Genomic DNA, 25197 nt, shown 5'->3' with positions numbered 1-25197 from the left:
CGCAATGGGCGGTTCATCTCCCGTAATGAATATTGATCCAAATATCTTTCAATGACACCAAACCTTGTGACGCTAAGTAGTAATTGCCTAGCGCAATGTTAATTCCCTTTGTTTTTGAGCTTCTACAAGGGCCTTTACTGGTGATACCACATGCTATGGCGAGTCGTTCGCAAACACCCAATTGGACTTCCCATAGTTTGCTAGACGGTACCCGCTAACTTACTTTGGGGCAGAAACAGAAACGAGTTAATCATGAATGACCGCTCATGGCACAAACCGGAAATAGCCCACGCACTAATTCTATATTTATACATTAAGGTTTCTTCAGACTTAATGTAATTCATTTCAATCATTCAACTATTTACCTAAATCTAAACCTATTTAAATTCAAGGTGAGGCTTTAGTTAATAAATCTCAATTTAAGTGCCACACTTCGAATGAAATTCAAACAATTCTCAACCTGCCGCGAATTCTCAATTTAAGTGGCGCTGACCAAAAAAAATGCAAAAAATTCAAATTTTATAAAAAACCAATTGATAACTATTTTCGTTTAGATTAATATAAACCCACTAAATGAAATTGAGAGTTGTTTGTATTCATGTATGTTTGTCTTTGTCACGGTGTGACCGATAAAAAAATTGAGCAAACCATCGACGATGGTGCTACTACCATGCGCGAGCTAACTAAAGAGCTTAAAGTGGGCAGCCAATGCGGTAAGTGTTGTGGCTGTACTAAAAAGATCCTCAATCGTAAACTGATTCAAATAGCAGATATAACCGATCAAGTGGCCTAATAGTAGTCTATATAATAGTCCCTATCTAAACGAATTGGTTTAACACTTAAAAATTAAACATAAAAAAAGCAGCCTTAGCTGCTTTTTTTATGTTTATAACTTTAACTTACAGTTGTGATTGTAAGTAGTTTTCAAGCCCAGTGTTTTTGATCAGCAGTTGCTGTGTTTCGAGCCAATCAATTTGCTCTTCTTGCTCATTTAAAATGTTATCGAGCGCTTCACGGCTAATGTAATCTTTTTTACTTTCAGCTAGTTTAATGGCAGTACGCAGTTCGTCTACGGTATCAAGCTCAAAGCTCATGTTAGCGGCAATCATTTCTTCGCTGTTTTCGCCTATACGTAAACGTCCTAAATCTTGAAGATTAGGTAAGCCTTCTAAAAATAAAATACGCTCAATTAAACGGTCGGCGTTTTTCATTTTTTGTATCGATACTTTGTAATCAGCTTTGTCTAGTTTACTAAAACCAAAATCTTTAAACATACGTGCATGTAAAAAGTATTGGTTAATACCCACAAGCTCATTAGCAAGTACTTTATTTAGTGCTGCAATAACGTCTTTATCGCCTTTCATAATATAAGTCCTTATTCGCCCATTTGAGCTTGGTGATAGTTTTGAGTGCCAATTTTGTCAATCAGACCCAATTGTTGCTCTAACCAGTAGACGTGATCTTCTTCGGTATCAAATAATAGCTTTTCTAGAATTTCACGTGATTGATAATCTTGCTGTTGTTCACAGATGGCAATAACTTCTTTAACACACTCAACCACTTCAAGTTCTAAGGTTAAGTCGTTTTGCATCATGCTTTTTACATCGTCACCAATTAACAGATCACGACGTTTGGTCATGTTTGGTACGCCTTCTAAAAAAAGAATACGCTTGATTAGCCAGTCAGCGTGGTCTTTTTCTTCTTCCATTTCATGGTTAAGACGCTCATAAAGTTTGTTTAAGCCCCAATCATCGTACATACGAGAATGAATAAAATACTGGTCAATAGCAGCTAATTCGTTAGCTAACAATGTATTGAAGGCGTCGATTACTTTTTGATTACCTTTCATAGCGCTTATCCTAAAAATTCTAATTGTGGCTAGTCTAGTATATAGGCACAGAATTGCAAGTAATTTACTTATAAATCATATGGTTAATATTGAGTTTGATTCTTGTTTAAGTTTGCATTGCTGGCTGACAAATGGACAAGTTGTTATTTGTATTTTAGATCAGCAAGTTACATTTTTTATAACATAAAAAGGCATACTTACTAAGGTTATTAAGTAAAGTATTGCAGCTATTCTAAGTGTTGAGGTTGTTCTTTTACGCTTTATTACTTCGAATTCTGGGATGAATACAGTAAAACTGAAATATTTACACAACTGAGTTTTTTCACTCAATTTATTTTGTAGCCACTCTCGTAATCTAATTATTGCTATTGTAGCGGGGTGATGTCTTTGCACCCAGCTCACGGCTCTGTAATTAATGAAGTAAGAAAGGCTAAGGAGCAGGGAAGTGGACATTTATTGTTTACACAAATATCCGTGAAAAAAGCAGATAAAGCTGAAAACTTAATGCTGCCTCTTGCAGCAGCAACTATCAGTACTCTTTAATTTAATTAATTTGTGATAATACTTATCTATCGTATTTTTGTAGCGGTTTAAATAAAAACCGCTGAGAAGTCTATCTAATATAAGTAAACCTACTTAGAGCTTTAATGTAATCATTTTGGTTATTGAAAACAGTGATTAGTAACACTCGATTACACAGTGCTCAATTGCAAATTCATCATGTAAATAATGTTTAATGGCGTTAAGCTCAATAAGGGTATCTGTTTGCATCACAATTTCACAGTGTGTGGTGTTATCGTCGAGTTGCCATGCTTTTATTGATTTTATTTGAGTAATGGCAAACTGTTGCAGTAACTTTTTACTGATAAGTTGCTGGTCAAAACCAATGGGGGCTGCCTGCATTAAAATGCTGCAGCTGGCTTTAAGTAATAATACGCCGTGATAAATAACATACAGTGATATCAATATCGTCGCTATTAAATCAACTACATACCACTGGTATAAAATAATTAAAGTACCGGCAATAATAACCACAATAGAGGCCATGGCATCAGACACATTATGAATAAACGCCGCCTTTATATTCATGTTGTTTTTAGCGCCGGCTTTAAAGGTTAATAATGCAGTGACTAAATCAATGAATAGCGCTACTGCAGCAACCCACACAATGATCCAGCCATTGATAGGTTGAGGGTTTAAATAACTACTTATGGCCTCAAAAATTAAATAACCACCGATGACTATTAACGTGGTGCTATTAAAAAGAGTTGCTAGAATTTCTGCACGTTTGTAGCCAAAATGGTGGGTTGTATCAGCTTGCTTATTGCCAATTTTTCGAGCAACGAGGGCAATAAAAATTGAGGCCGCATCACTTAGGTTATGTAATGCATCGGCAATTAATGAAAGACTGCCGGAAAATACGCCGCCAACAACTTGCACTGCAGTCAGTAAAACATTTATAAATACGGCAAGAGTGAGCTGTTTATCACTTTGGTTATCATCAACGTGACTGTGTGAATGACCATGACCCATTTTAGTTAAACTTCCTCATTGCTTTACTGTGTACTCATAATGACAACTTTTTGCCATATATAAAAGCGTTGTTTTAATTTGTTTTTTTAATGCCCTAATGAATAAATTGAAATAAGCTCATGAACGTTACTTATTGAATATAAAACGATATGCTAGGGTATAAATAAATGTATTAATGGCTTAAATTATCATAATTAGTTAAGCACTTTTTATATTAAATTAGATGCTTACCAGGCATAAAAGTAGTTTTTTAAGGGTCAATAACAATGAACACAGCAATAGAAATTCGCGATGCAAAGCCAAGTGATGCAAAAACAATTCTACACTTTATCAATGAGCTTGCTATTTACGAAAAAGAACCTGATGCAGTTAAAACCGATGAGCAAGCCATTTTAAACACCCTGTTTTGTGAAGGCGCAACGGCGCACAGTTTAATATGTTTACAAGATGATGAGCCAATTGGTTTTGCCGTGTATTTTTACAATTACTCGACTTGGTTAGGTAAAAATGGTCTTTACCTAGAAGATTTATACGTGAGCCCTGATAGCCGCGGAAATGGGGCTGGTAAAGCCATTATGAAAGAACTAGCAAACAGAGCAATCAATAAAGACTGTGGCCGCTTTGAATGGGTGGTACTTGATTGGAATAAACCCGCGATTGATTTTTATAATAGTATGGGCGCTGAGCCACAAAATGAATGGATTATATATCGTTTAACGGGTCAGGCATTAATTGATTTTGCAAATAAAGATTAGTGCCGAATATGGCCAGTAATACGCTTAGTTTTTGCTAAGCTAAGCGCTACCTAATTTACAAGAGCATTTTATGGGTGATCAGCACTGGCAAAAAGCACGTCAAAGTCGTGATGCGCGTTTCGATGGGCTTTTTTATGTAGCCGTTAAAAGTACCGGTATTTATTGCAGGCCAATTTGCCCTGCGCCCACAGCTCACGAAAAAAATGTAGTCTACTATCAGTTTGCACACTCTGCCGCGCAGGCTGGTTTCAGGCCTTGTATTCGTTGTCGGCCCGATAGTGCACCAGGAAGTGCGGCTTGGCAGGGAACAAAAACAACGGCTCTACGAGCCAAGCAATTAATTGATCAGGATAATCAGCACGACTGCGAAAAGCTCGCCACGCGTTTAGGAATAAGCAGCCGTTATTTAAGGCGATTATTTTCTCAATATTTTGGCATTTCTATCACGCAATATCGATTGTTTAACCAATGTCATTTTGCAAAAAAATTGATTCAAGAAACTAGCTTACCGCTTACCGAGATAGCGTTTGCCTCAGGCTTTAAAAGTGTTAGGCGTTTTAATGATGCTTTTTTAAAACAACTTAATATTGCGCCCTCAGCGCTCAGAACCGCCAAGCACCCAGCTGATATTGGGCTCACCTTAATTTTGCCTTTTCGTCCGCCGTATAACTGGCAGGCATTGCATGGGTTTTTAGCAAAACGATTAATTCAGCCAATAGAGTGGTTAACGCCAACCAGTTATGGGCGTACTTTTACTTATAAATCGTGTAGAGGGCGTTTTGATGCTGAGTTTGTTGCAGATAAACATCATTTTCGGGTGCAAATTGATATAGATAATACGCAATATTTACAGCCAGTTATTAACAACATTCGCCGTGTACTTGATTTAGATGCAGATACTTATTTAATTGAGGCGCATTTAAGCGAACACATTAATAATGCATTTCCACTTACTAAAGGCTTAAGGTTACCGGGTATTTGGTCAAGTTTTGAGGCGGGAGTTAGGGCTATACTTGGGCAACAAGTCAGTGTAGCGGCGGCGCACAACCTAGTGACTAATTTAGTAACACAGCTTGGTGAAAAGCAACACCAACAGGTCTATTTTCCTGAGCCTGAAGTGTTAGCACACAGTGATTTTGCATTCTTTAAAATGCCACAGGCGCGTAAAAATGCACTGCATAACCTCGCTGAATTTTGTGCCGTGAATCCCGATTGTGATGATTTAGACCAATGGCTTAGTTTAAAAGGGATTGGCCCATGGACGGTTAATTATGCAAAGTTACGCGGCCAAAGCCAGCCCGATATTTTACTCGATGGCGATTTAGGCGTTAAAAAGGCACAAGCGGCAGCAAGCTCTTTTGAATCTGCGAACTGTGCACCATTTCGATCTTACTTAACTTTTCAACTTTGGCAGCAATTATGATAGTGCAAACCAGTTTACCCAGCCCGATTGATGACATTATTATTCAGGCAACTGAAAAAGGTATTAGTTATGTGGGGTTTTATCCACCGGCCAGTTATATCAGTACGCCTTTAAACGAGATAAATAATTCGCATGTTTTATCTTGTGTGGCGCAGCTTAATGAGTACTTTGCTCATACGCGTACTGAGTTTGATTTAGAGCTTGATACTGGCGGCACGCCATTTCAGCAAAGCGTATGGCAGGCATTGTGTAGCGTACTCTATGGAAAAGTGGCGACTTATAAAGATATTGCCGAGCAGTTAAACAACCCTAAAGCTGTGAGAGCGGTAGGGGCTGCAAATGGTAAAAACCCAATCAGTATTATTGTGCCGTGTCATCGTATTATTGGTGCAAATAAAAAACTAACTGGTTATGCAGGTGGTTTAGAGCGCAAGCAATGGTTACTAGAGCATGAAGCAAAATAAATAGCTAAATAACGTATCCAAATTTGTATTCTGAGCACTTTAAGGTAGCATAAGCGCACTTTTTATTTGAAGGCACGACAATGGCGCAATTATACTTTTACTACTCTGCAATGAATGCAGGTAAATCAACTACCTTACTACAATCTGCATTCAATTATAAAGAACGTGGTATGGAGCCGGTGATCCTCACGGCGGCTATCGATGATAGAGCCGGAGTAGGTAAAGTATCCTCACGTATTGGCTTGCAAGCAGATGCGCATATTTATGATGCAGATATAGATGTTTTTGCGCTTATTCAAGCTCTTAATGCAGATAAAAAACGCCATTGTGTGCTGGTAGATGAATGTCAGTTTTTATCAAAAGACCAAGTTATGCAGTTAACCGATGTGGTTGATGAGTTAGGAATACCCGTATTGTGTTACGGATTGCGCAACGACTTTAGAGGGGAGCTGTTTATAGGGTCACAGTATTTACTTGCTTGGGCTGATAAGCTAATTGAGCTTAAAACGGTGTGTCATTGTGGGCGCAAAGCAAATCACGTATTACGTACCGATGAAAATGGCGAGGCTATTGCCGATGGTAATCAAGTTGAAATTGGCGGCAACGACCGTTATGAATCGGTGTGCCGCAAGCATTACAAAGCGGCGTTAAATATGGGCCGTTAAGGCTTTAATAAAGGTATCTATATCCGCTTTAGTAATACCTAAATGGGTTACTAGCCTAAGTTGCTTACTTGGGCTAAACACAATGTCATGTGCTTTTAAATCGGCTGCTAGCTTTGTGATGTTTATGCTGTTATCAAACGTAGCGTAAACCATATTTGTGGTATTACTCATATTTACTTCAAAGCCTGAAATTTCACATAACTGCTGTGCTAAATAACGCGCATTAGCGTGATCATCGACTAAACGTTGCGTGTTATTTTCTAACGCATATTGCCCCGCAGCAGCTAATATACCGGCTTGGCGCATACCGCCGCCAAGCACTTTTCGCCAGCGTCTTGCTTTAGCGATTAACTGCTCAGAACCTAATAATAATGAACCAACAGGTGCACCTAACCCTTTCGATAAACAAATAGAGACTGAATCAAAATGTTTGGTGATTTCTTTAATATCAAGGTTAAGCTCGGCTGCGGCATTAAATGCTCGCGCGCCATCTAAATGCAGTGCTAAGTTATGTTGATCAACAAATTCACGTGCTTTAATTAAATAATCAATACCCAGTACTTTGCCACCTATGGTGTTTTCAAGGCTCAGTAATCGCGTTTTCGCAAAGTGGCTATCATCGGGTTTTATTGCAGCAGCAATTTTAGTAAAACATAGGCTACCATCGGCTTCATTTTCAATAGGTTGTGGTTGAATAGAGCCTAAAACGGCAGCGCCACCGCCTTCAAACTTGTAGTTATGAGCACTTTGCCCACAAATATACTCATCACCTCGCTCACAATGCGCCATTAATGCCAATAAGTTTGTTTGCGTGCCTGAGCTACAAAAAAGTGCATCTTGCACATTAAAGCGCAATCTAGCATAGGCTTCCAATTGGTTAACGCTTTCATCATCGCCGTATACATCATCGCCAACCGGGGCATGATACATAATATCTCGCATTTTATTGCAAGGCTTGGTCACTGTGTCTGAGCGAAAATCTATCATGAGTAGTCCTTATGGTTGTTATATGAATTCTTCACAAATTTGTTCACGGGTCGTTTTATCAAAATAACTCCACGCAATAAAGCGACTGACTTTTTGCCCTTGTGCCATTTCAACGATTTTATAGTCGCAAATAGGGAGCTGTTTTAGCTGTGTTTGTAAAGCAGCAAGGGTCTCTTTTTTAGAAACCAACGAGGTGAACCAGATCACTTGCTCACTGAACTGAGCGCTTTCTTTGATCATGTTAGAAATAAAGGTCAGCTCGCCGCCTTCACACCATAACTCATTACTTTGGCCACCAAAGTTGAGGGCGTTACTGGGGGCTTTACCTAAGTTTTTCCATTTACGCTCACTGCCTTTATTGGCTTCTTCTGCGCTGGCATGAAATGGCGGGTTGCACATCGTTAGGTGATATAAATCTTTCGCATTAACCACCCCTTTATAAATATGCTCGGGATTTTTTTGTTGTTTAAGGGTTATTTTTAAATCATTAAACTGAGCGAGCTGCTTGGCTATTTTTATTGCTGCTAAATCGATGTCGCTGCCAGTAAAGTGCCATTGGTATTCGCTATTGCCCGTTAGCGGGTAAACTAAGTTAGCGCCAGTGCCTATATCAAGCACTTTAATTTGTCGGCCAGTGGGAATAACTTGCTGATTATCTTCGCTGAGTAAGTCAGCTAAGTAATGAATATAGTCAACTCTACCTGGAATAGGTGGGCATAAGTTGTGCTCAGGAATGTCCCAAAAGTTAATATTGTAATGACTTTTTAATAGCGCCTGATTCAAGGTTTTTACAGCTAAGTTATTACTAAAATCAATACTTTGATTGCCTGCTGGAGTCGTAATTAAAAAAGCAGTTAACGAAGGGGTTTGCGAGGTAAGCAAATTAAAATCGTAACCATTTTTATGTTTATTGCGCGGATGTAATTTAGAACGAGTTGATTTTGCTTTCATGAGGCTTTTTTAACAACAGGAATAAAAGCCAATAGTAACAAATACAGACAGAAAAAGTGCATAATTTTCCCTTTGGCTTACCAGGTATTACTGGTAGGATGAGTTGTTAGCAATTATAAGGAATTCGCTTTGGCAGTTACTCAAGAGTCTGTTTTTATTAAATTAGGTGACCATCAAACACTGCATTTGCGCCGTATCGCCAATCAACAGCCGAGCGGCCCTGTGGTGTTATTAATTCATGGTGCGGTAGAAAATGGCAAAATATTTTACACTCATAGCAATAAAGGGTTAGCGCCTTTTTTAGCTGAACACGGGTATTGTTGTTATGTCGCTGATTTACGCGGGCGTGGTGAAAGTAAACCTGCTATTTGTAAGCAAGCACGGTATGGACAAACTGAGGCGATTGTTGAAGATATTCCGGCATTTATTGAGAAAATTGAACAGTTAGAGAGTAAAAAACCTGACTTTTTAGTTGCTCATTCTTGGGGTGGGGTGTTGCTTAATAGCGTGTTTGCTCGCTTCCCTGAGCTGATTAACGATATAAAAGCGTGTGCCTATTTTGGTTCAAAGCGTTCGCTATTTAATAACCACCCTAAAAAGTTATTTCAGGCCAATTTAATTTGGTATTTTATGGCGCCAATATTAGCGAAAAAACACGGTTATTTACCAGCAAAACGCTTAAAGTGGGGCAGTGATGATGAAACTCAAAAGTCCCATTATCAAAGTATGCAGTGGGCTAAGCAAAAGCCATGGATAGACAGTGATGACGGCTTTGATTACGCTAAAACATTAGCAAATCTCACGCTTCCTCCGACGTTACATATTGCGGCAGTAAAAGATAAAGCATTGGCACAGCCTATCGATATTCAAAAGTTTATTGATGAGTCAGGTACTGGGGTGCAAAAAATGCAAATATATGGCCGCCGCTTTGGGCACAAAGTAGATTACGACCATATTAATATGCTTACTCACCCACAGGCACGCCAAGAACAATTTATAGATGTACTTAATTGGTTTGAGGCGGCGAAAGCAAACTAAGTAAAGGGGCTTCATAACGCTGCCATTTATCAAGGCTTTTGTTATTTACAGGCTGCCTGATGGCATGTTTACTGAGCGTTGTAACGGCGCTTTTATTTTTGTAAAAGTCTAAACAAGTCTGTTCAAATTCACAGCCAGTAAAACTCAATAGTGCGGTTAATTGATCTTTAGGGTTTTCAATTAACTGCTCATAACTTAAATTATAAATAGCTAAGCGGTTAAATTGCTGCCAATGGCTCATCAGTTTTTCATAAAGCTGATGGTACAAAGTAAATTCATTCAAATCACAAAAATAGGGTTCGTTTTCAGCAAAGTAATTAGTAAACACTGAAAATGCGGTTGCGTTAAAGTTGCGGGTCAGGTTAATAAACTTAGCGTCTGGGAATAGAATATAAATTAACCCTAAGTTTTGGTAATTGCTAGGCAGTTTATTGATCACAAATGCGCAATTGCTCCCAGAAGAACTTAAGGTATCTAAATATACAGCTCTGGCTTGGTTAATTAAAGGCGTTGTTAGCTTAGTTAAGCATTGAGGGTAGCGTAACCCTGTTTTATGTTCTAAAAAAGCGACTACCTTATTACTAATACTGGTGTCTTCTCCAAGCGTTGCCCATTGACTGTGTCCTGCTAACATTTGCTCCAGTAAGGTTGAGCCGCTTCGTGGCATACCAATAATAAACACGGGCGTAACAGGATACTGCTTATTTAGGTTTGCTAAATTGAGCACACTTTCATTGTTATATTCAATAAGTTGATCATAAAACTCAATTAAATCTTCAGTATTAAATTCACTGAGTTTGTGTTGCTGATGATTGGCAATCACAAAATAGTTAAATGCTTGATCAGTATCGTCTAACTTGTCGTAACTTTTAGCTAAAGCATAGTAGCAGACCATTTTTAAGCGTAGGTTATTTGTTTGCGTTAAAAAGTGATGTAACTGATCGATGTAATTATTTGCTTTATTAAAGCGCCCTAATTGTACCAATTCAAATAAAACATAAGCCGTAACTGGTGCTATTCCAAGCTTTAATGCTTCCTCAAACGTGGCATGCGCTTTATCAAGCTCGCCAAAGGTTAAATAGTGCTGGGCTAAATAATAATGAGTGTCTGGGTTGTCTGCGGCAATACTTGTTGCGTATTCGAGTACTTTTTGCGCATCTTCAGGAGAGTTGACCGCATTAAATGCATCACTTAGTGCATACAAAGGTTCTAATGCATAAGGGAGATGCTGACACGCTCGTTGTAGTATATAAACAGCGGCATCAAATTGTTCTAAACGCAGTGCTACTTTACCTAAGCCAAACAGGGCGTCACCATTATCAGGCTCTGCTTGTAATAGCATTTTGTAATGAAACTCAGCTTCTCTAAGCTTGTTTTGTGATAATAACTGGTCCGCTTTTTTTACTAGCATAATACAACTAATATTCTTTTTATTTACTATAACCCCAAAGCCACAAAAAATGCGAGTGTAAAAGTCATTTTAAATGGGTTTATAAAGGGCAATAAAAAGGCGAAATGCATTACACATTTCGCCTTTGATTATTATTAACACATGTTAGAAAGTATAGGTTGCTTTAGCGTAGTAAAAGCCACCATTAATTCCGTATGGAGATGTTTCGTAGTACTTACCACCCCAGTTGTTATTTGGTGCCACTGTGAAATCAAGTTTTTCTGCTTCTTGATCCAGTAAGTTTTGTGCACCCAATGAGAAGCTAATTGAGTCATTCATGAAGTAAGTGACTTCAACATCTAACGTCACAGCTGCGTCAGCCATTTTAGCTGTTTCATCATAATCTACATGAACGCCTTGGTATTCGCCAAAGTAGTTAAGGCGAGAAAATGCTGAAAAGCTTTCCCATTGTTGTGCCCAGCTCAGTGTTGCACGGTGATTAGGTAAGTCATTTTCAAGACGGCTTACTTTAAATGCACCAGTTATATCACTTGAGCGGGTTACTTCTGTTTCATTCCAGTTGTACGCTAAGCTAAATGTAGAGCTACCACTGAACAATTCAGCTGAGTAGTTAGCAACTAAATCAACACCTTGTGTAGTGGTGTCAAAGTCATTAGTAAAGAAACTAACTTGCGCAAGGTTTTGTACGTTAGGTACGCCCGCAGCTTCAAGCGTGTCTTTATCTGCTTGGCTAAGTTCAATTTTATCTGATTGGCTAATACGGTCATCTACTTGGATGTTGTAGTAATCAACCGTTAAGAATAAATCGCCAATAGTATACACCGCACCAAAGGTGTAGCTTTGTGATTCTTCAGGCTCAAGTTCAGTACCACCTAGTTGAATAGCAATTGGGTTTGTAGGTGGTAACAAAGCCGAATCTACTAGTACACCACTGCTTAAGTTAGTTTGTACGTTACTAACATTCGCTTGGCCAACGGTAGGCGCACGGAAACCGGTGCTGATAGAGCCACGAATATTTAGATCTTCAGTCAAGTGGTATTGACCCATTAACTTATAGTTAGTGGTTGAACCAAAGGTATCGTAATCTTCGTAGCGAAGCGCTAAGCCCATTAAGAACTCTTCAGTAAATGGCGCTTCAATATCAATGTAAGCTGCATAGTTACGACGGTCATATTCGCCTGCATCTGATGGTTTAAATCCAGGGAAACCGTTAGAACCTATACCAAAACCTTGATCAGTTAATGGACCTGCAATAAACGAAGCCTCATCACCTGCCACTACGGTAAAGGTTTCTTCATGCCATTCTAAACCACCGGCAATGTTTACATCGTAAGCTAAATCAAAGTCAAACCCTTTTGAAATATCAAAATTAAAGTTTTTCTCTAATTGTTCATATTTACCTGGGCTAAAATCACGCGGGCTATCTGGACCCAGTGAAGCATTGATTGTGTCGTATATAAAGTAGCGAGATTCGTTATACCCTACCGTACCACTTAGATCATAATAAGCGCCTTCTAAAAAGCCGCCAGTAAACTCACCTTTAGTACCGATAGTAAGTGACGTATCTGTAATATTACCACCAAAGTTTGGTGTAAAACCGCCCGGAAGCATTTCGTTAAATGCGAAACAATCAGGTTTATTTGCTACACCATTAATGTAGTCAGGGTTATCAAGAACGTTGTCATCGATCATGATTGTTGGACAGTTACCGCTCATATCACCGGTTAAATCACCAACAAGCAGTGTTTCGCCACCATCATTTGAGTATGCACCAGGGCGAGTATGTGGGTTACGGTAATAAAAACCACCGCGTACATCACGCTCTGAGTAGTTACCAAACATGTAAAATTGTGAGTCGTTAGTAAGTTCTAAACCAACATTACCAAAGATAGAGATGTCGTCATCGACCTCAGGTGCACCCCATACTTGGGTGATCGGGGCAATGTTTGGTACGCCAGCGGCATCAAGTGCGGTAGCATCAGCTCTTTGTACTGAGCGGCTGGTTGCGTCGGCTGTTTTGTACTGAAAGCTTAAATTAGCAAAACCGCTATCGGTAAATGGTAAGCCCACATTACCTGAAATTTGAGTTGTATCACCGTCGCCCTCATAATATTCGCCTTTGCGAACTTCGAAAGATCCGCCTTCAGAGGCATCTTTAAGTTGGAAGTTTAAAACCCCAGCAATCGCATCAGAACCATATTGTGCAGCGGCACCATCACGAAGTACTTCTACTTGTTTCAGTGCAATACTTGGAATTACTGAAATATCAGCACCTTGCGCACCATCGTTAATACCACCACCTAAAAAGGCGATAACTGAAGCACGGTGACGACGTTTACCGTTAAGTAAAATTAGTGTGCTATCTGAAGGTAGTCCGCGTAAGTTTGCAGGGCGCACTAATGAAGCAGCATCACTGATTGGCATTGAGTGTACGTTTAAAGAAGGAATAGCCCCTTTTAATAGCTCTAGCATATCAGTGTTACCTGATTTACTTAGCTCTTCACCACCAATAATATCGATAGGTACAGGAGAGTCACCAATAGAACGAGGCGCAGAGCGCGTACCTACTACGGCAATTTTTTCTACATTTTTGTTAACTTTAACTTCGGTTTGCTCTTCTTGAGCAATTGCTGAACCAGAAACAAATAAGCCTGCGGCTGTTGTTGCTAGAGCAAATTTGATGGCCTGTTGAAGCGCATTGCTTTTTAATTTCATTCTAAATATCCCCAGTTAGAATTGATTTGTATAGTCTATTTAATGACTTTATTGTGGACGGTTCACATTCAATGGGGAGCAGATATTGCTAACTCACTCCTAAAAGCTTAATAAACTAAGCGCACCTCCTGTGAGTCCTCGAAATAGACTATAGATAAAAAAACTAAAGAGGGCAATGGGCAATTAACCACTATTTAACAAGTTGAAACAAATGATTTATCTAAAAATAACGCAGAGTTAATCATAAGTAGGGCAGGGAAAAGGGGTAAAAGCAGGCATTGATACATAGTTATTAATTAAATAAGCTATTTTAGCTACTTTCTATTATTGAATTAAACTGACTTGCTATTGATATTTTCACCATGATGTTTTTTCCACTGTGCAAGTTTTTCTTTGTACTCATCCCATACACATGGACAGCAACTACCGCCGCCGCAGCACTCATCAGATTTTGGCCTTTCGGGTTTAGTGTTGGGTATGTTTTTTTGCATGTTTTTAATTAAAACTGAGGAAAATGAACTTTAAGAATAAATGATTGAATAAAGCGTGTAAATTATTCTTTGTGAACTGAAAGCGCTGTGTGAGAATACAGGCTATGCGATTATATAAAGTTATCCATCGTGCACCCTGGCGGGTTGCTAAAATAAGTAAAAAGCGGCAACAACTACGCTTTCGTCGTGCTATGGTCGCGCTTAAAATTGCGCTTGCCCAAGAAAGGCAAGAAACCAAAGAAATGCTAATAATTTATAGGCGTTATACCCAAGGGCAAACAAATAAAGCAGAACTAAAACGCGCCAACGAGCAGTTTGTTGATATATTAAAAGGACTAGGGCTAGGCGTTTTTGCGTTATTACCGTTTGCACCATTAACTATTCCACTGGTTGTTAAACTAGGGCAGTTAGTAGGTGTTGATGTATTACCGAGTTCTTTTAGTATGAATAAGCCGATTAAAGAAATTGATAAAGAAATTGCTCAACAAAACCAAGAGCAAGACTCAACGCCCTCAAAGAAGAAGTAAGCTAGCAGAACATAATTAGCTATACCTTTTAATAGTGCTTATTGTTATGCTAAGGCATCATTTTCTATTATGTGAGTCATTTAATGAGTGCTTTACTTCGTCATACCTCTTCAGGAATTCCTCTATCTTTTATCGTTAAAAACGAACTAACCGATTGGCTTACGCAGCAACCGAGTTTTGTACAGCGCTGGCTAGCAAACACAGATTTTGAAAAATCAGGACTCGCACTAGTACCAAACCCAGAAACGGGTGAACTAAGTCAGGTATTTTGTGTAATGCAAAGCACTGATGATTTTTGGGCTGCTGGCGAGCTTGCCAGTAAATTACCTGCGGGTTGTTATCAAATTCAAGGTGATGAGTCTTTAGTTGCTCAACTTGCTTTAGGCTTTGTGTTAGGTGGTTATGAGTTTAGTGAGTACAAGCAAAAAGCCACAGCAAAAGCTCAGCTTGGCATTGCTGATAAAACATTATATGAACAAGTAAAACAACAAGCGGACGCCATTAATTTAGCACGCGATTTAGTTAATACCCCAGCTGCTGATATGATGCCGCAGCATTTATCGCAGGTAATGAGTGACCTAGCAGATACATTCGACGGTGAATTTTCGCAGTGGATAGGTGATGAGTTATTAGAGCAAAATTACCCAACTATTCACATGGTAGGGCGCGCGAGTGAAAATAAACCACGATTACTTGACTTGAAATGGGGGGCAGTCGATGCGCCACAAATTACGTTAGTCGGTAAAGGCGTGTGTTTTGATTCCGGTGGACTGGATTTAAAACCTAGTTCAGGCATGCGCAACATGAAAAAAGACATGGGTGGGGCCGCGCATGTTATTGCCCTGGCTCAGCTAATTATGGCCGCTAACTTACCAATACGCCTTCGTGTTTTAGTGCCTGCGGTTGAAAATGCTGTTTCGCGTAATGCATTTCGCCCTGGCGATGTAGTAAAAACCCGTAAAGGTATTATGGTCGAAATAGACAATACCGATGCAGAAGGGCGACTAGTGCTGTGTGATGCACTAAGCGAAGCACAAAACGATGATCCTGAATTAATCATTGATTTTGCTACACTAACTGGTGCGTGCCGTATTGCGTTAGGTACGGAGTTACCGGGGTTTTTCTCAACGGATCGCGCTGTAGCAAATGCCATTATGGACTCGGGAATGCAAGTTAACGACCCTGTTTGGCAATTGCCGTTATTCGAACAATACAAACCATTTTTGAAAAGCGATGTGGCTGATATGGCTAACTGTGCAAGTACGCCATTTGGTGGCGCAATAACCGCTGCGCTTTATTTGAAAGAGTTTATAGAGCCAAATACACCATGGGTTCACTTTGACGTAATGGCATGGAATTTACGTGCATTACCCGGGCGTCCAGCTGGTGGTGAAGCACTGGGTATTCGTGCAGTATTTACTTACCTACAAAATCGATTTAACTAACCTGAACTTGGATTAAGGTTTACCTTGAGTTATTTGATGTTAAAGTGCATATAACTCAAGGGGTAAGCCATCTGGATCGGCAAAAAAGGTGAATTTTTTGCCGGTTATTTCATCTTCTCTAATATTTTCGACGATGACATTGTGTGACTCTAAATAATGTTTAGCAGTATTAATACACCCAACTTTAAATGCTAAATGTCTAAGTCCTTGTGCTTCGGGGTAGCTTGGTCTACTTGGCGCATCATTAAACGAAAATAATTCTAACTGACTACCATCAGGTAAAGCTAAATCGAGTTTGTAAGACTGACGCTGTGCACGATAATGCTCATTAATAATCGTGAGTTTTAATATTTCACTATAAAAATGTTTAGAGCGTGGGTAGTTGCTACAAATGATGGCTACATGATGAATGCCTAGTAGTTGCATATATTTTCCTTAAAAAGCAAAAAGCGCACTAAAAGCAGTGCGCTGTTTATCAATACATGTGCATGTTTATATATTAGCTTTTAGCTAGGCTCTGCGTCTTTACACGCTTTTACAGCCGGTGCAACAAGCTCTAAACCCGTTTTATCACACGGTGGAAGCTCAGCATCACTAACAGCAATAGGCGTTACTCGCTCGCCCCATTTTATATAGCTTGCCGCCCAAGTAAGGCCAGCCCCAAATGCCGCCGACATAATGTTTGCATGCGGTTTAATTAAGCCTTGCTCAACGGCTTCACACAATGCAATTGCAATGGTGGCAGCAGAGGTGTTGCCATATTCACCAATATTGACCATTACTTTTTCGTCATCCACTTTTAAGCGATTTTGAATAGCTTGAATAATGCGTAGATTGGCTTGATGCGGAACTAGTACATCGATATCGTCTAACTTAAGATTGGCTTGTTCAAGCACGTCGTCACAGGCTTCACTCATGCCTTTAACGGCACGTTTAAATATTTCACGGCCTTCAAATAAAAGGTCTGATGGACCAATTGGCTCATATTTATTTAAATCACTGCCAAAATTAGTAATGTGTAAAATATCACGATCTTCGCTGTCACAACCGGTTTTAGTCCCTAATAAGCCTGCAGGTGTTTCTGCTGCTTCAAGCACAACGGCACCGGCACCATCACCAAATAATACTGCGCTGTCGCGTCGTGCCCAGTTTACATACCACGTCATGCGCTCAGCCGCGATAACGACAGCTTTTTTGATCATGCCAGCTTGAATTTGAGCTGTCGCAGCTTGTAAAGCATATAAGAAACCAGAACATGCCGCGTTGGTGTCCATGGCTGCAGCGCCTGTGGCACCAATATTTTTTTGTACTAATGAGGCGGTGTTTGCAACTACTGTTGAGGGGGTGCACGTTGCTAAAATAACTAAATCGATATCTTTTGCATCTACGCCAGCACAAGCAATGGCATGTTTTGCAGCCACACTAGCAAGTTCAGCAGTACTTACATGGCTAACTCTTCGTGCCTTGATACCTGTGCGTGTGGTGATCCACTCATCGGTTGTATCTACAATTTCACTTATTTCGTCGTTGCTGATGCTTGCTGGTGGAATGCATTTACCCCAACCAGTGATATGTGCGTAAGGCATAGTGTGTTCTCTTAAAAGTGGTCTGACGTGTTCGTCTAATGAGGACGTTATATCAAAAATTAGCTGTTAACACTAGTTTATAGCATGGTTTGCTTAGTAATTACTGCTATTTTACGGACTATTTGCTGCATTTTTGTTTAAAGGTAAGTGGCTTGTTTTTATTGTGTTAATTAAATGCTTTTAATGATTGTGCGTGTTTTACACGATAGCTCATAGGCTTTCTAAGCTTAATAGAATACGAATACTTTGTTGACCATATATGCTTGAGTGCGGCTGAGTGAGCAGCTAATATGAGGCGCATATTATGAAATCATTACTTAAAAAGCATTATTTATAATGGATAACAAAGCAATGTATATTCAGTCAGGTGAATCTTATTGTGTTAATTAAAACCGATCCTGCTATTAGCCGGTTATTAATGCTACGCAGTGGCGCCATTGCTGTGCAGCTTATTGCGGTGTTAAGCGTTTATTTTTTATTAGAGCATCAAATTGCGCTCATGCCGTTGCTAGCCGTTATTACGCTTGAGGCGGTTTTTCAGTTAGCAAGTATCTTTGCTTATAGAAATGTTAGCCAAGCAAAGCCTGTTGGCATGCTGATGCAACTGACCGCTGACGTACTTTTTTTAACTATTTTGTTGTCTTTAAGTGGCGGTGCAACTAACGCATTTGTGTCGTTATTATTGTTACCTATTATGATAGCGGCAATTACATTGAGCGCTCGTGGGCTTGCCTATATTGCTGTGCTGGCTATCGCTGCCTACAGCATGCTACTGATTAAAATGCCAGAGCATAGCATGCACCAAATGAACATGAGTGGCCACTTTATTGGCATGTGGGTTAATTTTGTTATCAGTGCCTGCGTGATTGCGTTGGTTATTGGTGCAATGAACCGTGCTTTACAACAACGTGAGCGCACTATTGCCAAAGTTAGAGAGAAACAGTTGCGTAGTGAACAACTGGTTACTCTCGATGGCGCAGCGGCGCAAATTACTCATCAATTAGCAACGCCTATTGCTAATTTACAATTATTGTTTGAAGAGCTTGTAGAAGAGTATCCCAACAATGAAATTATTCAGCAAATGCAATCACCCTTGCTGCAATGCCGCACTCAGCTTAATGATTTTAGAAAGCTCTCTATGCAGCTACGAGATAAAAACACGCAAACATCTATAAAAGCAGAGCAGCTGCAAAATCAAATTCATGATACGTTGCTATTACAATACCCTAATCAACAAATAAACTGGCTTAATGAGGCGCCTAAAGCCACATTAAAAAGTGATGCCATGCTGCTACCTGCTATTTTAAACTTATTACAAAATGCAGCGCTTGCTAACGAAAAAAAAGGCCAAATGCAATTAGAGTTGAGTTGGCAACAGCCAGATGCGCAAAGTATTGCGTTAATTATTCGGGATTTTGGCGCTGGTTTTTTATCCTCAGAGTTAGCGGAGTTAGGCGGGCAGCTCATGCCCAGCGAGCAAGGCATGGGAATAGCGGTTATGCTATCAAATGTCACGTTTGAGCGTTTAAATGGTTCGTTAACTGTTTATAATCACCCCGATGGTGGGGCGGTGGCCAAGATACAAATGCCACTATTAATAACCGAGTCGGCGCTATGAAGCTGCTAATTATTGAAGATGACATTAACCTTGCTACCACTTTGGCAAGGCGCTTAACAAAACACAGCTTTAACTGTGAGGTTGCACATAACCAAACAGAGGCTTTACTTAGGGCTCGCCAGCAGCAACCTGATTGTATTTTATTAGATATGAAGTTAGCAGATGAAAATGGGCTGGCGCTTATTGCACCGCTGCGCCATTTACTCACACATGCTCATATTGTATTGCTTACCGGCTTTGCAAGTATAGCTACAGCCGTAGAGGCGATGCGCTTGGGCGCTAATGACTATTTAACTAAGCCTGTCGATATGGCAAGCTTATTAAAAGCGCTAAAAGTAGAGCCGGTATCGACAGTAACCGAAATTCCTGAAGAGGTTATGTCACCCGAGCGTTTAGAGTGGGAGCATATTCAACATGTATTACACAGTAACAACGGTAATGTATCAATGACTGCAAGGCAGCTTAATATGCATAGACGCACTTTGCAGCGCAAGCTACAAAAAAAACCTGTGCAGCAATAAGCCCTCACTTGAGCAAGCAATTAATGACTCATACCGCCGCGCTAATAAAAAGCCAAAAAATTATACTGTTCGACGCCCAGTGCAAGCTTTGTAGTGCGTGGTGTAATTTTATTATTGCTCACGATCCTCAGGCCATGTTTAAACTGTGCAGTGTACAATCGCCAAAAGGACAACAAATATTAATGCACTTTGGCTATTCGACAACTGATTTTGCCTCTATGGTTTACATTGAAAACGCTCAAGCATTTATACAAAGCCATGCATTTTTTGAGGTGATTAAACAGCTAGGCTATCCGTGGAAACTTAGTGGTATATTTAGTGTGTTGCCAAATCGTTTTAACAATTGGCTTTATGATAAAATTGCATCAAATCGATATACCTTATTTGGTAAATATCACTATTGCAGGATCCCTTCAAAGCAAGACCAAGCCCACTATTTATAAGTGCTTTAATAGATGCCTGAATGTATTGGCTGTGCTAAAATCGCGGCGTTTAAATTTAAGCATTAAAAAGGCACTTACATGGCAAATACGGCGCACGCACTGCATATTTTAGTAAAACATAAAGAGATTGCAGAAGACATCATCAAGCAATTAGGCAAAGGCGCAAAGTTTCAAACTTTAGCTAAAAAGTATTCGTCATGCCCATCGGGTAAAAAAGGCGGTGATTTAGGTGAGTTTAGACGAGGCCAAATGGTTCCACAGTTTGATAAGGTGGCCTTTAGTGGTGCAATTTTAGAACCGCATTTAGTAAAAACGAAATTTGGTTGGCATGTGATTAAGGTGCTTTATCGTACATAAACTAACGCAATTTTAAGTTGCCGCTATACTTATCATTTGTTTAGTTTGTTACATTGCTAAAGCAACTTGGAATAACTATGAAGCTTATTATTTTATGCTGCAGTTTAATTTTAATGGCAGTGTCATTTTTTGCCAGTAGCACTGAGCAAACGATCGCCCTTAAGCTTGGCAAACCAAGCACCCAAGACATACCAAAAAACCACTATATTTTAACATTATTAGAAAAGAGCTTTGCAAAGGTTAATGTAAAGCTCAATATTGCTTATAGTCTTGAGCCAATGAATACTAAAAGAATTTTAGAAGAGCTCACACGTAACGATGATGTTAATTTAGCTTGGTTAACTTTGCCAAACTCCCTTGCAGAGCAAAGACATTTAATCCGCACAAGTTATCCTATTTATAATGGGCTGCATTCAAAGCGCTTGCTCATGGTTAAACAAAGCCGGTTGGGCGAATTTTCAGATATAAAAACCCTTGAACAACTAAAGCCGTTCATAGCCTTACAAAAGCAAAGTTGGTCTGATTATTATGTAGTAAAGAACAATGGCTTAACAGTTAATGGTGATTTGAGTTATGAAAGCATGTTAAAAGCGTTAGATGAAGGACTTGGCGATTATTTTCCGCGTTCAGTAACTGCTATAAAAGCCGAAATATGTAAACATCCTCAGTATAACTTTGTTATTGAGCCTCATATTATGCTGCAATACGATAATTACTATTATTTTTACGCAAACGAAAATAACAAAGCAATCATTGAGTTATTAGAGCAAGGCTTAACAAAGTTAGCAGATAGCGGCGAGTTAAATGCGCTTTATGAGCACTATTATCGTGATGTTGAGGACGGGCTTAATTTAAATAACAGACGGGTGTTTAACTTAAAAAATTAATAAGGTTAGGCCGCAAAATGTAGCCTAACCCGAAAAATTATTGCTCCTGCTTGGCTTCTTCTTCACTTATTTGCTTAAGTGCTTGAATAAACGATTCACTCGGTTGCCCACCGGTAAGCGCGTACTTATCATTTATAATGAAAGTAGGTACTGAGGTTATTCCCATTTGTTTAAAGTTATTTTGCTCTTGGCGTACCGCTTGTACGTATTTATCTGAGTGTAAAATTTCTCTGGCTGTGTCTTTGTTAAGGCCGACTTTTTTTACCACATCCAGTAACGCATCTTCTTGATTTAAATATTTTAAATCGGTGAAGTGTGCTTCAAAAAACGCCAATTTCAGCTCAGTTTGTTTGCCTTCTTCACGCGCCCACATTAGCAAGCGGTGTAGATCAAAGCTGTTGATCATGATGCGTTTACCGTCAAAATTAAAGGTAAACCCAGCTTGTTCACCCGCATCCGCCATGTTTTGACGATTTCGCGCGCTTTCTTCTTCAGTTAAACTGTATTTTTGCTGCAAGTGCTCGTTTAAGTCTTGTCCTTCAAGTGGCATATCTGGATTAAGCTCAAAAGGTTGCCATGTAATATCCGCACTCATTTCGTCTTTTAATTCTGCCAATGCGGTTTCTAAGTTTTTATACCCAATAATACACCACGGGCACATTACATCTGAGACGATATCAATTTTTAAGTTTTTCATAGGGATCCTTGAAGGATTGCTTTTTAATAACAATGGATATTGGGATAGCATGATTATTAATCAACTAGTGTAAAAAATAAATTGCTAACTAATTTATTTAAAGTTAGTCATGGTATTTCATTATCAGTTAGTTTGCTTAGCAGTGATTAAATGTAGTTTGTCTATAAAGCCTTTCAACTAAACGCATACACTATAAAACACTTATTGCAGCTAATGAACTAGGTTGCTTTATATCCATGTATAAGCTTGAATGGTCACTTTGCAGTCATAAGGAAATAGAATGTCAAAATATAGATTTTTAGCTCTATTATGTTTAATGGTTAATTCACAGCTATGCTTTTCAAATACGATTGAAAAACCACCTAAAGCTATTGAAGCCGTAGTATATACTATTTGCGATTTGGTATATTGCAATACGAGTGTTGTTTTAAGAAATAATACGGCATTTGAAATTAAAGTAATTTCAAATTATTTTGATGAAACTCATTTTACTGAGCATGCTTTTAAGTTTTATAGAGCAAAAGATGTGTATTTAACGAATAACCCGTTTGACAACCCATTATCGTTTAAAAATGTAGAGTTTTCGCCACTTGAGGAAGATGTAATATTTAAACCTCTTGAAGTCAAAACTTACACTACGCTAATAAAAAGAGATAGATTGAATTTTGAAAAAGGGATTGAGTACGTTGTTTTTTCGGTAGTTATGGATGCGCAATATGTGATAGATAAAAAAAAGTCAAGATTCATTTCATTGCTTAGTAAGTTAGGAATAGTTGATGATTTACTTACCTTACCTGATGATTAAACCAAGGAATAAATAGGATCAGATCCTGAGGGAACCCCACATTTTTATCCAAGCCACAAGCACTCACGGTAATCATTATTTAATTGGTTAAGAAGATAGTAGAGTCAGGTCTCTCTTTTTGACTTTCATAGTAGAAGGCAAGGTGCAAGACCTAACCCTGCTGGCGAGCGGGTATTTTCCAAAGTTTTAGGAAAGTTTGTTAAGAAATATTGGAAGGCTATAATTGCCGTTGCCACAACCTATTTTCCGCAGGTCTTGCCAGCGGATGAGCAACGAGCTGGGTTATTAGTGCAGGAATGACTACTTCCGTTACTATGGCTGGTGCAATTGCATCTGGTACATTAAAAGGCGCTTTGTCAGGTGTTTTTTCTGGGGCTGCTTTTGGCGCAATAGGCGGCAGCTTTAAAGAGTATGGTATTGAGAATACAGGTACTCAAATGACAGTTCATGCAGCCGCTGGTGGGATCATATCTGATGTTCAAGATAGTAATTTCGGTCATGGGTTTGTTACTGCTGGTATAATGAAAGGAAAAGTAAATACTAATAATTCGCCGAGCCGTGTCTTTCTTCAAGCTCTTGCTGGAGGGACTGTCTCAAAAATAACAGGTGGTAAATTTGTTAACGGAGCCGTAACAAGTGCTATTAAATTTGTAGCGAATGAATTAAAAAATTATTAGTGAGACCCTAAAAAACAAATCATGGAAGACTTAGGTCGCCAAATCGCTGATAAGGATTCTGATGGTATATAAACACTAGATATCCTAGTTCAGGTGGGCAAGCAGATATAAGCTTTTGGGGGGAAGATTCTGCGAAAAAAGTAAATTGCTCAGCAATGCAAATTTGTTTAGATGAAGCAGCTAAGAAAGTGTGGACACCAATTGGTATATCTAGCCCAAAACCTAGATTTACTCTGAAAAATGAAATGACTGTAATAGATTTTCCAACTATGAAGTTACAAGGAACAGGTTGGTATCTATCAAATGGATTTGCGCCATCCATAGTAAGTGCTTCATTTACGTATTACCGAGCGGCGGCGGCATGCTCAATTAGTAAAAAGGTGGTTGTTGGATGCGGAGGATAAAGTTTGTACTTTTTATTAATTTGTTGGTTTATTGTAATGCTACTTTTGGGGCTGCTCAAGATATCATTTATATTGATTTATTAACCCAAGCGAAAGAAGATAAGGTGAAAGCTACGGAGCTTTATATAGATAATTTACCGTTGATTGCCCATTATTTTCTTTATACTAATGAGCTTAATAACAAGGTATTGGATCTTTATGATGAACTTAAAGGAAATTACAATACGCCTACACCATATGCACAAGGTTTATGTCAGCTTCAAGCTTACAAAAAAATTACAATATTACTTAGTAAAGGTTATATATTAGAGTTCGATAGAGTTGACTCCTTAGATTGCTTTGAGTGGGCTGTTGCTTATATAGATACTCATTTATTTCAGCTTTTATTACCTTACAGTAATCGGCAAATGAAAAGTTATTTAACAAAGTTATTGGAAAATGAAATTACAGCAATAACTGAATTTAAAACATTTGTTGAAAGATCTACTCCAAGAAGTTTTTTTGAAAAGAATAAAAAAAATTTTCTCTACAAATCATTAGGAACGGATATAAAAAATAGTATCCTAAATTCATATTATGTAGAGGGGTTTGACTTTTTTTTGAGAAAAATGAAAGGCCTAGACAGAATAGATATAAGTTTCATTCTAGACTTAAATATAAAGTTTTGTGAGTCAATGACCGCTGAGCAATATGTAAAATTTGTAGAGTCTGCATCTCAAGGGAGACTCATAATTTACGAAACAATATTAAATAATTGTTCTAATAATTTAATAAATAAAAGTGAATATGGAAGAGCTAGAGAAATATACGAGGTTGTAGGGATCTCGAAAGAAAAAATCGATAGCTTGGAGATAAAACTTGAATCGAAGAGAGATAAAATCAAGACATGGTTGAAGTCAAAAAGTTAATGGGATCACCATAAGAACAAATAAATAGGTGTAAAGAAAG

The 25197-nt window shown here is 38.8% G+C and carries 28 protein-coding genes; 17 read left to right on the top strand and 11 right to left on the bottom strand.

Annotated features, from left to right (window positions below; all coding sequences use genetic code 11):
- Window positions 1-598: 598 nt before the first annotated feature.
- On the top strand, window positions 599-793 hold the full coding sequence (locus QL984_RS04375; protein ID WP_036955022.1) for a (2Fe-2S)-binding protein: 195 nt from the start codon (window positions 599-601) through the stop codon (window positions 791-793).
- Between the two features lie 106 nt (window positions 794-899).
- On the opposite strand, the gene bfr (QL984_RS04370) is transcribed toward QL984_RS04375, so the two are convergent.
- Both bfr (QL984_RS04370) and bfr (QL984_RS04365) read right to left on the bottom strand, forming a co-directional pair.
- Window positions 900-1364, bottom strand: a complete 465-nt coding sequence (bfr, locus tag QL984_RS04370) for a bacterioferritin (protein WP_036955020.1) — start codon at window positions 1362-1364, stop codon at window positions 900-902.
- Between the two features lie 11 nt (window positions 1365-1375).
- Window positions 1376-1849, bottom strand: a complete 474-nt coding sequence (bfr, locus tag QL984_RS04365) for a bacterioferritin (protein WP_013463107.1) — start codon at window positions 1847-1849, stop codon at window positions 1376-1378.
- A 381-nt stretch (window positions 1850-2230) separates the two neighbouring features.
- On the opposite strand from bfr (QL984_RS04365), the gene QL984_RS04360 reads away from it, so the two are divergent.
- Window positions 2231-2392, top strand: coding sequence for a hypothetical protein (locus QL984_RS04360; protein WP_013463108.1), 162 nt, complete (start codon window positions 2231-2233; stop codon window positions 2390-2392).
- A gap of 135 nt (window positions 2393-2527) precedes the next feature.
- On the opposite strand, the gene QL984_RS04355 is transcribed toward QL984_RS04360, so the two are convergent.
- Entirely contained in the window at window positions 2528-3382 is an 855-nt protein-coding gene (locus tag QL984_RS04355; protein ID WP_013463109.1) for a cation diffusion facilitator family transporter, read from the bottom strand.
- Window positions 3383-3648: 266 nt separating this feature from the next.
- Here QL984_RS04355 and QL984_RS04350 point away from each other — a divergent pair, with 266 nt between their 5' ends.
- The 4 genes from QL984_RS04350 (at window position 3649) to QL984_RS04335 (ending at window position 6689) form a co-directional block, all read left to right on the top strand.
- On the top strand, window positions 3649-4137 hold the full coding sequence (locus tag QL984_RS04350) for a GNAT family N-acetyltransferase (RefSeq protein WP_016899173.1): 489 nt from the start codon (window positions 3649-3651) through the stop codon (window positions 4135-4137).
- Between the two features lie 70 nt (window positions 4138-4207).
- Entirely contained in the window at window positions 4208-5560 is a 1353-nt protein-coding gene (locus QL984_RS04345; protein ID WP_024602405.1) for an AlkA N-terminal domain-containing protein, read from the top strand.
- A complete protein-coding gene (locus QL984_RS04340) occupies window positions 5557-6024 on the top strand; it encodes a methylated-DNA--[protein]-cysteine S-methyltransferase (RefSeq protein WP_016899172.1) in 468 nt (155 codons plus the stop codon). Before QL984_RS04345 ends, QL984_RS04340 begins: the two co-directional genes overlap by 4 nt.
- An 80-nt stretch (window positions 6025-6104) precedes the next feature.
- The gene (locus QL984_RS04335; protein WP_016899171.1) at window positions 6105-6689 is read left to right on the top strand and encodes a thymidine kinase; all 585 of its coding nucleotides are present in this window, start codon (window positions 6105-6107) and stop codon (window positions 6687-6689) included.
- Here QL984_RS04335 and ltaE read toward each other — a convergent pair.
- Both ltaE and rlmF read right to left on the bottom strand, forming a co-directional pair.
- Entirely contained in the window at window positions 6672-7676 is a 1005-nt protein-coding gene (ltaE, locus tag QL984_RS04330; protein WP_290172012.1) for a low-specificity L-threonine aldolase, read from the bottom strand. The genes QL984_RS04335 and ltaE overlap by 18 nt on opposite strands.
- Before the next feature lie 18 nt (window positions 7677-7694).
- Window positions 7695-8627 carry a 23S rRNA (adenine(1618)-N(6))-methyltransferase RlmF gene (rlmF, locus tag QL984_RS04325; protein WP_290172011.1) on the bottom strand — a complete coding sequence of 311 codons (933 nt, stop codon included), beginning with the start codon at window positions 8625-8627 and terminating at the stop codon, window positions 7695-7697.
- Window positions 8628-8756: 129 nt separating this feature from the next.
- Here rlmF and QL984_RS04320 point away from each other — a divergent pair, with 129 nt between their 5' ends.
- Entirely contained in the window at window positions 8757-9665 is a 909-nt protein-coding gene (locus QL984_RS04320; RefSeq protein ID WP_290172010.1) for an alpha/beta fold hydrolase, read from the top strand.
- Here QL984_RS04320 and QL984_RS04315 read toward each other — a convergent pair.
- From QL984_RS04315 to QL984_RS04305, 3 genes are all read right to left on the bottom strand, one after another.
- The gene (locus tag QL984_RS04315; protein WP_290172009.1) at window positions 9634-11076 is read right to left on the bottom strand and encodes a tetratricopeptide repeat-containing sulfotransferase family protein; all 1443 of its coding nucleotides are present in this window, start codon (window positions 11074-11076) and stop codon (window positions 9634-9636) included. The genes QL984_RS04320 and QL984_RS04315 overlap by 32 nt on opposite strands.
- A 144-nt stretch (window positions 11077-11220) precedes the next feature.
- The gene (locus tag QL984_RS04310) at window positions 11221-13791 is read right to left on the bottom strand and encodes a TonB-dependent receptor (RefSeq protein ID WP_290172008.1); all 2571 of its coding nucleotides are present in this window, start codon (window positions 13789-13791) and stop codon (window positions 11221-11223) included.
- A gap of 332 nt (window positions 13792-14123) precedes the next feature.
- Window positions 14124-14282 carry an oxidoreductase-like domain-containing protein gene (locus QL984_RS04305; RefSeq protein ID WP_076921669.1) on the bottom strand — a complete coding sequence of 53 codons (159 nt, stop codon included), beginning with the start codon at window positions 14280-14282 and terminating at the stop codon, window positions 14124-14126.
- A 104-nt stretch (window positions 14283-14386) separates the two neighbouring features.
- Between QL984_RS04305 and QL984_RS04300 the strand changes: the two genes are divergently transcribed.
- Complete coding sequence (locus QL984_RS04300; protein ID WP_016899164.1) at window positions 14387-14809, top strand: hypothetical protein; 423 nt, start codon at window positions 14387-14389, stop codon at window positions 14807-14809.
- Window positions 14810-14892: 83 nt separating this feature from the next.
- Window positions 14893-16254 carry a leucyl aminopeptidase family protein gene (locus tag QL984_RS04295; RefSeq protein WP_013463121.1) on the top strand — a complete coding sequence of 454 codons (1362 nt, stop codon included), beginning with the start codon at window positions 14893-14895 and terminating at the stop codon, window positions 16252-16254.
- 39 nt (window positions 16255-16293) lie between these two features.
- Here the strand turns inward: QL984_RS04295 and QL984_RS04290 are convergent, their stop codons facing one another.
- Window positions 16294-16680 (bottom strand): VOC family protein, encoded by a 387-nt coding sequence (locus QL984_RS04290; RefSeq protein ID WP_008464296.1) that lies wholly within the window; start codon window positions 16678-16680, stop codon window positions 16294-16296.
- Between the two features lie 80 nt (window positions 16681-16760).
- Complete coding sequence (locus tag QL984_RS04285; protein ID WP_013463122.1) at window positions 16761-17840, bottom strand: ketoacyl-ACP synthase III; 1080 nt, start codon at window positions 17838-17840, stop codon at window positions 16761-16763.
- A gap of 379 nt (window positions 17841-18219) precedes the next feature.
- Here QL984_RS04285 and QL984_RS04280 point away from each other — a divergent pair, with 379 nt between their 5' ends.
- The 5 genes from QL984_RS04280 to QL984_RS04260 all read left to right on the top strand — a co-directional run bounded on the left by QL984_RS04280 (window position 18220) and on the right by QL984_RS04260 (window position 21666).
- Complete coding sequence (locus QL984_RS04280; protein WP_290172007.1) at window positions 18220-19458, top strand: ATP-binding protein; 1239 nt, start codon at window positions 18220-18222, stop codon at window positions 19456-19458.
- On the top strand, window positions 19455-19979 hold the full coding sequence (locus tag QL984_RS04275; protein WP_013463125.1) for a response regulator: 525 nt from the start codon (window positions 19455-19457) through the stop codon (window positions 19977-19979). Before QL984_RS04280 ends, QL984_RS04275 begins: the two co-directional genes overlap by 4 nt.
- A 23-nt stretch (window positions 19980-20002) precedes the next feature.
- Window positions 20003-20422, top strand: coding sequence for a DCC1-like thiol-disulfide oxidoreductase family protein (locus QL984_RS04270; protein WP_013463126.1), 420 nt, complete (start codon window positions 20003-20005; stop codon window positions 20420-20422).
- Between the two features lie 78 nt (window positions 20423-20500).
- The gene (gene ppiC / locus QL984_RS04265) at window positions 20501-20779 is read left to right on the top strand and encodes a peptidylprolyl isomerase PpiC (protein ID WP_008464312.1); all 279 of its coding nucleotides are present in this window, start codon (window positions 20501-20503) and stop codon (window positions 20777-20779) included.
- Window positions 20780-20856: 77 nt separating this feature from the next.
- Entirely contained in the window at window positions 20857-21666 is an 810-nt protein-coding gene (locus tag QL984_RS04260; protein ID WP_290172006.1) for a transporter substrate-binding domain-containing protein, read from the top strand.
- Window positions 21667-21703: 37 nt separating this feature from the next.
- Here QL984_RS04260 and QL984_RS04255 read toward each other — a convergent pair whose 3' ends face one another.
- The gene (locus QL984_RS04255; RefSeq protein WP_290172005.1) at window positions 21704-22363 is read right to left on the bottom strand and encodes a DsbA family oxidoreductase; all 660 of its coding nucleotides are present in this window, start codon (window positions 22361-22363) and stop codon (window positions 21704-21706) included.
- 280 nt (window positions 22364-22643) lie between these two features.
- On the opposite strand from QL984_RS04255, the gene QL984_RS04250 reads away from it, so the two are divergent.
- From QL984_RS04250 to QL984_RS04240, 3 genes are all read left to right on the top strand, one after another.
- Complete coding sequence (locus QL984_RS04250; RefSeq protein WP_290172003.1) at window positions 22644-23168, top strand: hypothetical protein; 525 nt, start codon at window positions 22644-22646, stop codon at window positions 23166-23168.
- Between the two features lie 296 nt (window positions 23169-23464).
- Window positions 23465-23845 (top strand): hypothetical protein, encoded by a 381-nt coding sequence (locus QL984_RS04245; RefSeq protein ID WP_090493259.1) that lies wholly within the window; start codon window positions 23465-23467, stop codon window positions 23843-23845.
- A 391-nt stretch (window positions 23846-24236) separates the two neighbouring features.
- A complete protein-coding gene (locus tag QL984_RS04240) occupies window positions 24237-25157 on the top strand; it encodes a hypothetical protein (protein WP_290172002.1) in 921 nt (306 codons plus the stop codon).
- The last annotated feature ends 40 nt before the right edge of the window (window positions 25158-25197 follow it).

Source organism: Pseudoalteromonas sp. APC 3495 (assembly GCF_030407645.1).
Taxonomy (GTDB): Bacteria; Pseudomonadota; Gammaproteobacteria; order Enterobacterales; family Alteromonadaceae; genus Pseudoalteromonas; species Pseudoalteromonas tetraodonis.
This window is presented reverse-complemented; position numbering and strand designations above follow the sequence as displayed.